Origin of the sequence: Aeromonas sp. s6, assembly GCF_040907815.1 — a bacterium.
Classification (GTDB): domain Bacteria; phylum Pseudomonadota; class Gammaproteobacteria; order Enterobacterales; family Aeromonadaceae; genus Aeromonas; species Aeromonas caviae.
Genome location: NZ_JBFOCN010000029.1, coordinates 98,990 through 111,138, shown reverse-complemented (window position 1 = coordinate 111,138; position 12,149 = coordinate 98,990). Strand labels below are relative to the sequence as shown.

10 protein-coding genes are annotated in these 12,149 nt (G+C 63.6%); 5 read left to right on the top strand and 5 right to left on the bottom strand.

Annotation, left to right across the window (positions count from 1 at the left end; all coding sequences use genetic code 11):
• Window position 1 precedes the first annotated feature (1 nt).
• Both folC and dedD read left to right on the top strand, forming a co-directional pair.
• Window positions 2–1,261, top strand: a complete 1,260-nt coding sequence (gene folC, locus AB5Y50_RS04010) for a bifunctional tetrahydrofolate synthase/dihydrofolate synthase (protein ID WP_052814565.1) — start codon at window positions 2–4, stop codon at window positions 1,259–1,261.
• A 179-nt stretch (window positions 1,262–1,440) separates the two neighbouring features.
• Window positions 1,441–2,244, top strand: a complete 804-nt coding sequence (dedD, locus tag AB5Y50_RS04005) for a cell division protein DedD (protein ID WP_368162416.1) — start codon at window positions 1,441–1,443, stop codon at window positions 2,242–2,244.
• Window positions 2,245–2,349: 105 nt separating this feature from the next.
• Here dedD and AB5Y50_RS04000 read toward each other — a convergent pair whose 3' ends face one another.
• From AB5Y50_RS04000 to AB5Y50_RS03985, 4 genes are all read right to left on the bottom strand, one after another.
• Complete coding sequence (locus AB5Y50_RS04000; protein ID WP_052814563.1) at window positions 2,350–2,694, bottom strand: TusE/DsrC/DsvC family sulfur relay protein; 345 nt, start codon at window positions 2,692–2,694, stop codon at window positions 2,350–2,352.
• A gap of 122 nt (window positions 2,695–2,816) precedes the next feature.
• Window positions 2,817–4,958: a YccS family putative transporter gene (gene yccS, locus AB5Y50_RS03995; protein WP_270829967.1), complete on the bottom strand. Its 2,142-nt coding sequence runs from the start codon at window positions 4,956–4,958 to the stop codon at window positions 2,817–2,819.
• A 264-nt stretch (window positions 4,959–5,222) separates the two neighbouring features.
• Window positions 5,223–5,879, bottom strand: a complete 657-nt coding sequence (locus tag AB5Y50_RS03990) for a Bax inhibitor-1/YccA family protein (RefSeq protein ID WP_368162415.1) — start codon at window positions 5,877–5,879, stop codon at window positions 5,223–5,225.
• A 163-nt stretch (window positions 5,880–6,042) separates the two neighbouring features.
• Complete coding sequence (locus AB5Y50_RS03985; RefSeq protein ID WP_202395052.1) at window positions 6,043–6,981, bottom strand: AraC family transcriptional regulator; 939 nt, start codon at window positions 6,979–6,981, stop codon at window positions 6,043–6,045.
• A gap of 139 nt (window positions 6,982–7,120) precedes the next feature.
• Here AB5Y50_RS03985 and AB5Y50_RS03980 point away from each other — a divergent pair, with 139 nt between their 5' ends.
• The 3 genes from AB5Y50_RS03980 (at window position 7,121) to AB5Y50_RS03970 (ending at window position 10,809) form a co-directional block, all read left to right on the top strand.
• On the top strand, window positions 7,121–9,268 hold the full coding sequence (locus AB5Y50_RS03980) for a TonB-dependent siderophore receptor (protein ID WP_368162414.1): 2,148 nt from the start codon (window positions 7,121–7,123) through the stop codon (window positions 9,266–9,268).
• A 97-nt stretch (window positions 9,269–9,365) separates the two neighbouring features.
• Window positions 9,366–10,412: an alpha/beta hydrolase gene (locus AB5Y50_RS03975; protein WP_043155111.1), complete on the top strand. Its 1,047-nt coding sequence runs from the start codon at window positions 9,366–9,368 to the stop codon at window positions 10,410–10,412.
• A gap of 136 nt (window positions 10,413–10,548) precedes the next feature.
• The gene (locus AB5Y50_RS03970) at window positions 10,549–10,809 is read left to right on the top strand and encodes a DUF6719 family protein (RefSeq protein ID WP_039038793.1); all 261 of its coding nucleotides are present in this window, start codon (window positions 10,549–10,551) and stop codon (window positions 10,807–10,809) included.
• A 104-nt stretch (window positions 10,810–10,913) separates the two neighbouring features.
• On the opposite strand, the gene prpF is transcribed toward AB5Y50_RS03970, so the two are convergent.
• Window positions 10,914–12,113 (bottom strand): 2-methylaconitate cis-trans isomerase PrpF, encoded by a 1,200-nt coding sequence (gene prpF, locus AB5Y50_RS03965; protein ID WP_368162413.1) that lies wholly within the window; start codon window positions 12,111–12,113, stop codon window positions 10,914–10,916.
• Window positions 12,114–12,149 lie beyond the last annotated feature (36 nt).

The window sequence follows — 12,149 nt, the reverse complement described above, 5'->3', positions numbered from 1 at the left end:
GATGAGTTCACACATGCAACAATCCCAAAGCCGGTCGCTGGTCGACTGGCTTTCTTATTTGGAGCAGATCCACCCAGCCAACATCGACATGGGGCTGGAGCGGGTCGGCACGGTTGCCCGCCGCATGGGCCTCACCGAACTGCCGTTCAAGGTGATCACGGTGGCGGGCACCAACGGCAAGGGCTCCTCCTGCGCCATGGCGGCCAGCATCCTGATGGCCGCCGGCTACCGGGTCGGTGTCTACTCCTCCCCCCATCTGCTGCGCTTTACCGAGCGCGTGCGCGTCAATGGCCAGGAGCTGGCCGATGGCGATCACTGCGCGGCCTTTGCCGAGGTAGAAGCCGCCCGGGGCGACATCGCCCTCACCTTCTTCGAGTTCGCCACCCTGGCGGGTCTGTGGCTGTTTCGCCGCGCCGCGCCCGATGTGCTCTTGCTGGAAGTGGGGCTGGGGGGGCGGCTTGATGCCACCAATGTGGTGGAATCGGACGTCGCCCTGATCACCTCCATTGCCCTGGATCACTGCGACTGGCTCGGAGATACCCGGGAGGCGGTGGCGGTGGAGAAGGCTGGCGTCTATCGCAAAGGTAAACCCGCCATCAGCGGGGAGCCCAATCCGCCATCGACCATCGCAAGCGAAGCGGCGCGCCTTGGCGCCTGCCTGCGTCAGGTCGGCATCGATTTTCGTGGTGATGAGCATGGCGTCGACTGGGATTATCACGGCCTGCACCACTGGTCGGGATTGCCCAAACCGGCCCTGCCGCTGATGAATGCGGTCACCGTGCTGGCGGCCCTGGAGTCCCTCGGTTTGCCATTGTCGGAGTCCGCCATCCGCGACGGCCTGGCCAATGTCCGCCTGGCTGGCCGGATGCAGCAGTTGCAAACCTCGCCGCTGGTCATCGTCGACGTGGCCCACAATCCCCACTCTGCCGCCTATCTCGCCAGCCAGTTGCGCCAGCTCCCCGGCAAGGGCAAGCGCCGCGCCGTGGTTGGCATGCTCAAGGACAAGGACATGGCGGGGTCGCTGGCCGAGCTTGACGGTCTGATTGACAAGTGGTTCCTGGCAAGCCTCCACGGCCCGCGCGCGGCCACGGCCGACCAGTTGGCGACGGCCCTTGGCAGCGGCCGGGGCGCGGCGCTCACCTTTGCCTGCGTGGGGGATGCCTACGGCGCCGCCTTGGCCGCATCGAGTCCTGACGATATGGTCATTGTGTTCGGCTCGTTTTACACTGTCGCCGACGTGCTGGCTCTGGGCGCGGTCTGAGCCGTTCGCTCCCCTGGCTCCGTCATCGTGACGACGGGCCGGGTTTTGCACTGGATAATCCCCTTTCAGGCCAAGTGGGTGGCGAGGGACCCGGCTTCGCCAGCCGGCGTGAGGGGAGGCGTTCTTTGCGAAGTGTGCAAGATTGCAATGGATCCTAAGTAACATGGGTGGAAATTAACTTGGCTTCGAAGTTTCAAAACAGATTGGTGGGGACCGTCATCCTGGTCGCCCTGGTGGTCATCTTTCTGCCGGACCTGATGGACGGCAACAAGCTGGAGCAGAAGGACGAGGCCTTCGCCAAGATCCCCCTGCGTCCGGAGCTCGAGCCCGCCAAACCTGCGCTTCAGGTCTCGGCGGCGAGCACCCTGCCGGCCGAGCATCTGGCGAGTCAGCAGCAGGCCTCTGCCGCGACCCAGTGGCAGGTAGAGGAGATTGGCGATACCGTGACCCTGGCCAATCAGGGGGGAGCCAATCCAGCGGGAGCCAGTCAGGCCCCCATCACCCAGCAGCAGCCGGTACAGGCCGTGGCGCAACCCAAGCCCCAGCCCAAACCCGAGCCCAAGCCGGAAGTGATCGCCAAGAAACCGGTGGAGCAGCCCAAACCCAAGCCGGTGCCAACCAAGCCGGTAGAGGTGCAAAAACCGGTGGAGGCCAAGCCACAGGCGGGCCAGATCAAGACCATGGATGATCTCATCGCGAGCAAGATGGCCCAGCCGACTACGGCACCGGCAGCAGCCCCGGCTCAGGGGAGCTGGATCCTGCAGCTTGGCGCCTTCAAGAATGCAGACAGCGTCAATGCCCTGGTGAGCAAGCTGAGGGCGGCGGGCTACTCGGCCCAGACGTCGCCGAGAACTCCGGTGCAGGGGCAGATCAACCGGGTCTTCATCGGGCCGGATGTCTCCAAGGCCAAGTTGCAGGGCATGCAGAGCCGGATCAGCCAGATGACGGGCTTGAGCGGCTCCGTGGTGGCCTACACCCCCTGACAGCATGATGAAATGAAAAGACCGCGCCTCATGGCAACATGGGCGCGGTCTTTTTTTGTGTCCAACACGGGGGAGGCCGTGTGGCTATCGGGCTGCAGAGAAGGCCTAGATGCACTTCACCGGCTTGGGGAGGCCTGCGATCTTGGTGGCTTGCTTGGCGGGGCCTTCCGGGAACAACTTGTAGAGGTAGCGGCTGTTGCCCTTCTCTGGGCCGTACTGCTTTTCCATCGCCTTGACCAGGGCGCGGATGGCGGGGGAGGTGTTGAACTCCAGATAGAAGGCCCGTACGAAACGCACCACTTCCCAGTGCGGATCCTCCAGCACAATCCCCTCTTTCTCGGCCAGCATCAGGGCCAGCGCCTCGCTCCATTGCTCGCTGTGGCGCAGATAGCCCTGGGCATCGGTCTCGATGAGTTGGCCGTTGAACTGCAAATGGTGTGGCTCGGACATGACGCTTCCTCGAAAAGGCTATCTCAATGGGGCGGGCATGGTAGCGCCTTGCGTCCCGTCCGGCAACCGGGGCGGCGCTTGGCGCCTGCCTCGGGCGGGACTGGCCCGGCGGCTATGGCTGGCTAGGTCCGGCCCTGACCTGTCAGCAACTGGCCATCGTTGGCGAGCATCAGCAGTTCGTCTGCCAACTGGCTGATGAGGGTGAGCTGCTGGCTCAGCATCAGTTGCTCCTCGCTGCTCTCCGGAGCGATGGCCGGACAGGCTCCCGCGAGCGGCGTCGGCATCTCCCCCGCCAGGTGACCGGCGGCCTGCTCCAGGGTCTGGCTGATGTGGCGGCTTATCTCCTCCAGCCCCTCGATGGGCTCGAGTTTGTCGCGATGAGCCCCGAGTGCCGAGATATAGGAGAGCAGGGCATGGTTGCGCCAGGTGAGAGTGAAACAGAGATCCAGGAAGCGGCGGCGCTTGCTCGGCTCCACCAGCATGCTCTGCCAGGCCATGGCCAGCTCGCTGTCGGCGAGGTGGGCACACTTGCGGGCAACCCGGTAGTCCAGGGATTCATCCCGTTGGCGATGCAGGCTGGCGAGTACCGCCGAGAGGTACTTCGCATTGGCGGACAGGGAGTTGGCGATAAGGGTTGGCAACCGCTTGTATTGCCAGTCGGGCCAGAGCCAGGCCACCAGGGCGTAGGAGAGCAGGCAGCCGAGCAGGGTATCGAGCAGGCGGGGTCCGAGGATGGCGAAGCCGATGCCATCCAGCAGGTTGAACGCCATCAGCACGTAGAGGGTGATGAAGCAGACGGCGGCGCTGTAGTTGCTGCGCACCTGGGTGAAAAACAGGAAGGCGGCCAGCCCCATGATCCCCAGTTGCAGGTGCAGCTCGGGGAAGAACCAGAGTACGGGCACGCCGATGAGGATACCGGCGAAGGTGCCGAGCATCCGCTGCACCAGACGACGGCGGGTGGCGCTGTAGCTCGGCTGGCAGACGAACAATACGGTGAGCAGGATCCAGTACCCCTTGTCCAGGTGAAACGCCTGCAGAATGCCATAGCCCACTACCAGCCCGAGGGAGAGCCGCAGGGCATGGCGAAACACCATGGAGTTCGGGGTCAGGTGCTGCCTGAGCAATGCCAGCAGGGGCAGGGCGACCGGCTGTGCCAGGGGAGGCAGGCTGGTGGGCGGCGCGGCGGGGTTTTGCAGCTCTTCGGCGCTTTGCAGCAACTGGTTGATGCTGGCCAGGTTGCGACGCAGGAACTTCATCGGTGTCAGCAGGGTCTTGGGGTAGTGCTGCTTGAGGTGGGTGAACTCCAGCTGATCGCCGAGGGCCTCCAGGGTCCAGTGAATGCGTTTGTGGTGGGTGTAGGGCTTGTGCACCAGGATGGCGTAGCCGAGCTGCTGACAGGCGTCGGCAAGCTGTGACAGCACCTCCTGGAAGCCGTCGAGGACGATACCCTGCTTGAGCTCTGCTTCCAGCTTGCTGTAGGGGTAGTGGCTGGAGGTGGCCCGCTCCTGGATCTCCAGGGCAAGCAGGTAGAGGCGCAGCAGGCCCGCGAGCTCGGGGGCAACCCCGTGGCGGCCGGGGGCATGAAGACGGGCATTGAGCGCCGTCTTGGCCTGGTTCAGGGCATTGACCAGGTTGATGTTGAGCTGGGCCAGATTGTGGCGGATGGCCTGGGCGCCGTGTTCGTCGGCCGGGAAGAAGCGGGATTTCTCCTGCAAGTAGCGGGCGAGGGCGAAGTAGCTCTGGGCCAGTTGCTCGTGCAGGGTCTTGTAGGGCAGCAGCCAGAGCCAGACCAGGGACACCAGGCCGTACCAGAGGGCCCCGGCGCACAGGGCCAGCGGCTGATAGAAGAGATCCGGCGCCTTGGCGGCCCCCAGCATGGTGTAGATGGCAATCAGCAGGGAACCGAAGCTGATGGTGGCGTAGCGTTGGCCGAGGGCGCCCACCATGACGAAGATAAAGGTGGAGCCCGCGAGTCCGATGGCAAAGAGCCAGGGAGTGGGGAAGAGATACTGCACGCACAATGAGGCAAACAGGAAGCAGAGCAGGGTCATGGCGAGGTTCTTGACCCGGCCCCAGAGGCTGTCGTCGGTCTCGGCGATGGCGCCGGCCACCACCCCGAGGGAGAGCAGCACGGTGAGCTGGATGTCACCGGTAGCCAGCGCGAAGGCGAGCAGCCCCGCGATGGCGAGCAGGACCTTGAGGGCGAAATAGATGTGGCTGTCTGTCAGCAGCCGGCGCAGCAGGCCGGAGAAATCCATCGGCATGCTAGGCACCACCCTTGAACGAGGTGAAATCGATGTGGCAGTCGGTCAGCAGACGGCGCAATAAACCTGAGAAGTCCATGGGCATGGGATGAAGGCAACCCTTGAGCGAAACGAAAGCGACAGCATAACCCGTCGATAACGAAACGGCCCTGATTTGGATCAGGGCCACTTCGCTTCATATCCTTGATTTGCAACTTATCCTGACAGAAATGGGCGCCAATAAAAACCCCGCCGAAGCGGGGTCTTGTGCATCTTAAGCATCCATCAGTTGCGGCTGCCGCCAAGCAGGCTCAGCAGGCTCAGGAAGATGTTGTAGATGGAGACATACAGGGTGACGGTGGCAGAGATGTAGTTGGTCTCGCCGCCGCGCACGATCTGCTGGGTGGTCAGCAGGATGGCGCCGGAGGAGAAGAGCATGAACATGGCGGACAGGGCCAGGCTCAGGGCGCTCATCTGCAGGAAGATGTTGGCGACCATGGCTACCAGCAGTACCCAGAACCCGACGAACAGCATGCCGCCGAGGAAGGAGAGGTCCCGCTTGGTGGTCAGGGCATAGGCAGACAGGCCGAAGAAGGTGAGCGCAGTACCGCCCAGCGCCGTCATCACGATCTCGCCGCCGCCGTTGTTCATGTACATGTTGATGATGGGGCCGAGGCTATAGCCCAGCAGGCCGGTCAGGGCGAAGGTGAACACCAGCCCCATGCCGTTGTCACGGTTCTTCTCGGTCAGGAACATCAGGCCGTAGACACCGATGAGGAACACGGCCCAGTGCAGGGGCGGCATGTCCATGACGGTCGCTACCCCGGCTACCACGGCTGAGAAGCCAAGAGTGAGGGAGAGCAGCATGTAGGTGTTGCGCAGCACCTTGTTGGTGTCGCGCACGGCACCCTGGGTGCCAGTGTAGATAGAACGGGTATCCATCTTGATGTCCTCTTGATTTCCGGGGTGAAGCGACCAAGTGTGCTTCGTTAACGCATTGTATGCACTGAATGTGTGGATGACGAGCGCTGATTTCAAGCGCCACCCCACCTGCGTGGTGCCTACTATCCCAGAGCAAAGATGTATTGCGCATGAACAAGGAGGCTCAAGGCGTTGCAGAGGGCGCCTGTTCCTGCTCTTTACCCTGTCTGGCGATCCGCGTCGGCGAGAAGCCGAACTGCTTTCTAAACGCCGTGATGAAATTGGCCACATGGTCATAGCCGGCGTGGGCGGCGGCCCCTTGCAGAGAGAGGCTGCGCGCCTCCAGCCTGGCCCGCGCTTCTTGCAGCTTTCGCTGGCGAAGGTAGCGCTGCAGGCTCATGCCCAGCTCTTTTTTTGCGGCCCGCTGCAAGGTGGAGACGCTCATGCCGAGGGTGGCCGCGATCTCGGTCAGGGTCATCTCGTCCACTTTTTCATCCCTGAGCAGCATCTTGAGGCGCGTCGGTTGCTCGTTCTGGCGCTGGCAACAGGGGGAGGCGGCCTGCTGGAGGTTGGTCATCAGGCTCTCCCAGACACTGAGGGCAAAGGCCTTGCGCATCAGCATCTCGGAGGCGTTCTGGCTGCTGGTGAGATTGAGCGCTTCCGCAATCTGTCCAAGCGCCGCGGGCAGGGTCCAGTCGACGCGGCTCAGATGGCGGCTGAAGGTCTGTGCGAAAGCCTTGCGATGCGCCTGTGCCAGGTTGTGGGCGAGCCAGGTGTGGTCCAGGGAGAGGACGATGCTGCGGCTGCGCACCTGGGCTTTGGCCGCCCCCTGCACGATGTCGGGCTCGGTATAGAGGATGGCGGTTGCCACTATGGGGTCGGACTCATGGAAGCGGCACCCCTTGAGCCTGTGAGTGGCGCCATAGGTCATCAGGGCACGGCTCTCGAGAGGAATGGCGATGATCAACTGCGGCGGCAACTCCCGCTCGGTGGCGAAGTCTGCCTTGTGAACGATGTCCTTGTTGTGAAAGCGAAGACCCTCCTGGATCACCAGGTTCTCCACCCTGCCGGTGAAGCGGCCTCGCTGGCGTGCGCTGGTATCCCTTGCCACTGTGTCAGTCATGTGCAATTTGACCATGTCGAAGAGTGAAATGACCACACCGCAAAACTGCGGCGGAAGATGGAGTGATATATTAGCCCCCGGAAAATTAAATGAAAATGATTATCATCTCTATCTTGGGGTCACTCTTACTATGGTTGTCTTGAAGGATAAAGCGCGAAGCCCGCTGGCGCTGGCCATCTCTGCCGCTCTGGCCGTCACCGTTGCCGCCCCGGCAGGGGCACACACACCGGACATCAAGCCGGACGAAACCCTGGTTGTCTATGGCAATCCACTCTACGGGATGTCGCCGTCGGAGGAGACGGGAGGCTATGGGGTCGACTCGGCCACCGTTGGCACCAAGACGCCGGCGGCCCTCAAAGACATCCCCCAGTCGATCACCGTGTTGACCAACGACTACATCGAGGAGCGCAACTTCGTGGCGGTGGACGATCTGGCCAAGTTCACGCCGGGTCTGCGCACCCTGGTCAACGACAGCGGCCGCTCCTCCATCTTCTCCCGCGGCTATGAGTACGACGAAGTGAACCTCAACGGCCTGCCATCGCCCATGCAGAGCAAGTACGGCACCCTGCCATCGCTGGCGGCGGTGGATCGGGTGGAGATCATGCGGGGCCCCTCCGGCCTCTTCAACAGCACCAGCGAGCTGGGGGGCGTGATCAACATGGTGCTCAAGCGTCCGACCGACGCCTTCAAGGGCTCGGTCACGGCGCGCTATGGCAGCTGGGACAGGCATTACCTGGAGGCGGACATGGGGGGCGCACTCAACGACGAGGGTTCCCTGCGCGGCCGCGTCGTGGTGGCCAACGCCGACATCAAGAACCAGGTGGACTACAACAACAACGACAACGGTACCTACTACGGCACCCTGGAGTTCGATCTCTCGGATCGCACCCGCCTCTCCGTCTACGCCCTGCACCAGACCAAGGACATCCTGCCCACCAACGGCCTGCCGGCGTACAAGGACGGCTCCCTGCTCGACATCGGCCGCAGCACCTACCTGGGGTCGGCTGAAGACTTCTTCGACGCCGACACCACGGATGTGGGGGCCTCGCTGCAACACGCCTTTGCCAACGGCGGGGTGGGTCAGGTCTCGGCCCGCTACATGGATCACGACATGCGGCTGGAGCAGACCTTCACCAACGGCCCCGTGGACGCGGCGGGCAACACCGGGCTGATGTTCAACGGCCAGGGAAACCAGCAGAAGAACATGGCCTTCGATGCCAACTACAGTCAGATGTTCGATCTGTTGGGGCACAAGAGCGAGTTTGTGTTGGGCTCCGACTACAAGCGCTACGAGTCGGACATTCAGACCTACACCAACCGCAACCTCGGCAAGATCAATGTGTTCGATTTCGACCCGACCCGGGTCGCCAAGCCGGACTACAGCTACACCAAGAATGACCATGAGGAGCAGTCGGAGCTCGGTCTGTATGGCAAGGTGACCTGGCGTCTGCTGGAGCCGCTGGCGGTGATCACCGGGGCCCGCGTCTCCTGGTACGATCTGGATGCCGTCAGCACGACCCTGAGTTCCGGAGCCCAGAGCGGCGAGTCCGGTACGTTCAACGGCAAGCTCACCCCCTACGCGGGGGCCGTCTATGACCTGAGCGACGAACACGCCTGGTATGCCAGCTACTCCAAGGTGTTCAAGCCCCAGACCAGCCAGGACGAGAGCGGCAACCTGCTCAAGCCCCGGGAGGGCAGCCAGTGGGAGACCGGCATCAAGTCCTCGCTGCGTGACGGCCTGCTCAACACCCGGGCGACCCTCTTCCTGATGAAGGACGACAACATCGCGGCCCAGGCCTACGACGATCAGGGCATCGCCATCACCAACACCTACTGGGCTACCGGCAAGGTGGAGACGCAAGGGGTGGAGCTGGAGGCGAGCGGCTATCTCAGCCAGAACTGGATGGTGATGGCCGGCTATACCTTCACCGACATCGAGGAGAAGGCCGGGGATCACAACCCGAAATTCGACACCATTCCCCGTCACGCCCTCTCCCTCTGGACCGACTACCACCTGGCCGACTGGGTGCAGGGGCTGCACCTCGGGGCCGGGATGACGGCGGTGAGCGACTACGGCTTCAACCAGAAGGGGGTCGAGACCCACCAGGGGGGCTATGCCCTGTTCGATGCGGCGGTGCGTTACGAGATCAACGACAGAATGCAGGCGACCCTGAACCTCTACAACCTGCTCGACCGGGAGTACTTCTACCGGGTCGGCTCCACCAGCACCTTCAACATGTACGGCGAGCCGGCGAACCTGATGGCAGGCTTCACCTACAAGCTGTAACGACCGACGACAGCAGGGCCTGCGGGCCCTGCTACCGTCTCTGTGCGCCGCCCTACGGGGGATCCCCAAGGCTGGCGACACAATCCTGGTTCATCCCATGACAAGACTCATCATCCTGCTGCTCACCATGATCACACTCTCTTCTGCCCAGGCAGACATGCTCCACTACGCACAGCGCTTCACCCACCATTCGGCCCTGCTGGGGGAGACGCGGCAATACAGCGTCTCCCTGCCCCAGGAATATGAACGCGAGCCCGGGGCTCGGTTCCCCGTGCTCTATCTGCTCGACGGGGAGAAGAGCCTGCTGGAGGTTGTCGGCATCACCCGGGCCCTGCGGGCCGGGCTCAATCCGGCTATTCCCCCCCTCATCATCGTCGCGGTCCACAACACCGACCGGATGCGGGATTACACCCCGAGCCACACCATGACCTTGCCAAATGGGGCACCGGCGGGGCCCGGCTATGCCGTGACGGGGGGCGGGCCCCGGTTCCTGCGCTATCTGAGTGAGGAGCTGCGCCCCCTCATCGAGGAGAGGTTTCGGACCCGGGCGCCGGCCCTGCTGGTGGGCCACTCCCTCGGCGGCCTGCTGGCGCTCGATGCACAGGCGCAAGACGGCGGCCAGTTCCAGGGTGTGATCGCCATCGACGCCAGCCTCTGGTTCGATTACCCCCGCAATTACGAGCGCATCGCGTCGGAGTTGACCGGGCCGCTCAAGCACGCCTCCTCGCTGTTTATGGCGGTGGCCAACAACCCCTTCACCCCGGGATTCGGGCGCTCGGCGTTTCACCGGGATCGCCTGCAGCAGTTTGCGCGGCAGGTAGTGGGGGCACCCGGCGCAAACCTGCACGTCACCAGCCGCTACTTCGAGGAGGAGGATCATCACAGCGTCTACCACCCCGCCGTCTATCAGGGACTCCAGTGGCTGTTTCAGGGCTACCGGATGGATCTGGCGCCCGGGCACTTCAGCCGACAGGGGGTGATCGCCCGCTTTGATGCCTTGAACCGCCACCTCGGCAGCGCACTGCGCCCGGAGCTGGGGAGCCTGCGGGACATCAGGGAGAAGGCCGCGCGCTGGCCGCAGATGGCGATCTCCGTGGACGAGGCCGATGCCCTGCTGACCCACTACTACGGGTCGAAGCCGTGAAAAGCCGATATTTTTGTCTGTGTCTGGAATCGTCACAACGGCGCCGGAGACGGGTGTCGGTCCGGCGCCATCCCTGGGTACACTGCCGAAACGAGGGGCGCCGGGTCGGTGCCCCGACAGAGGCAGGGAGTGAGCGATGGCGGTTGCAGGAAAGAGGGGAGGCATGCTGGCTCTGTGGTGCGGCGCACTCCTGATGTCGGGGTGCAGTGGGTTTGCGCCTGCGCCCATTCCCGTCACCTATCTGAGTCAGGATCCACCCCCAGGCAGGCTGCCCCTTGGGGAGACCGCCTATGTGGATGACGGTCGCTGCCCACCAGGGCAGGTCAAGCGGCTCATCGGCGGGGACGCGAAGCACAATGTGCCAAGAAAGGTTGAGTGTGTGGCAAGACCGCAATGATGATGTGATTTTCACAGCCTGAAACATTCAAAAAAGAGCCCTGAGGCAGTCGCCTTGGGGCTCTTTTCGTCTGGCTGGCCTGGTCGGTGTGATGCCGCAGCGGGCTAGAAGGCATTTCCAGGGACCCGCACCCAGCCTTCCATCAGGATGCGGGCGGAGCGGGACATCACCGCCTTGGTGACCGTCCACTGTCCCGCTACCTGCTCTGCCTGGGCTCCGACTCTCAGGGTGCCGGAGGGGTGGCCGAAGCGCACCGCTTCGCGCTCGCCGCCCCCGGCGGCCAGATTGACGAGGGTGCCGGGAATGGCCGCCGCCGTGCCGATGGTCACGGCGCAGGTGCCCATCATGGCGTGGTGCAGCTTGCCCATGGAGAGGGCCCGCACCAGCAGATCGATCTCGCCGGCAATAATCTCCTTGCCGCTGGCGGTGCGGTAATCCTTGGCGGGTGCGACGAAGGCAATTTTCGGGGTGTGCTGGCGAGTGGCCGCCTCTTCGGGGCGCTTGATGAGCCCCATGCGCAGGGCACCGGCAACCCGGATCGCCTCGAAACGGGCGAGCGCTTGCGGGTCTGTGTTGATCGCCTCGCGCAGCTCGGTGCCCTCATAACCAATGTCCTCGGCGTTGACGAACACCGTGGGGATGCCGGCGCTGATCAGGGTGGCTTTCAGTACGCCGCTCTTTACAACAGACGCGGGTACCTCCAGATCGTCCACCAGATTGCCGGTGGGGAAGAGGGCGCCGCCGTCTTCACCCTCGTCGGACGGGTCGAGAAACTCCAGCACGATCTCGGCGGCGGGGAAGGTCACCCCGTCCAGCTCGAAATCGCCTGTCTCCTGCACCTGGCCGTTTGTCACCGGCACGTGGGCGAGGATGGTTTTGCCGATATTGGCCTGCCAGATGCGCACCTCACAGGTGCCGTGCTCCGGGATGCGGGACGGGTCCACCAGGCCGGCGTGGATGGCGAAGGCCCCGGCGCCGGTGGAGAGGTTGCCGCAGTTGCCGCTCCAGTCCACGAATGCCTTGTCGATGGCGACCTGGCCGTAGAGGTAGTCCACATCGTGATCGGGTTGCTGGCTTTTGGAGAGGATCACGCACTTGGCTGTGGAGGAGGTGGCCCCCCCCATGCCGTCCATGTGGGCGCCGTAGGGGTCGGGGCTGCCGATGACCCGCAGGAAGAGGGCATCCCGTGCCGGGCCCGGCTGCTGGCAGCGCTCGGGCAGGTCAGATAAGCGAAAGAAGACCCCCTTGCTGGTGCCGCCACGAAGGTAGGTGGCCGGGATTTTTACTTGTGGTATGTGGGCCATAGAGAGTGTCCTGAAAAGAGTCATAGATCCTGCTCC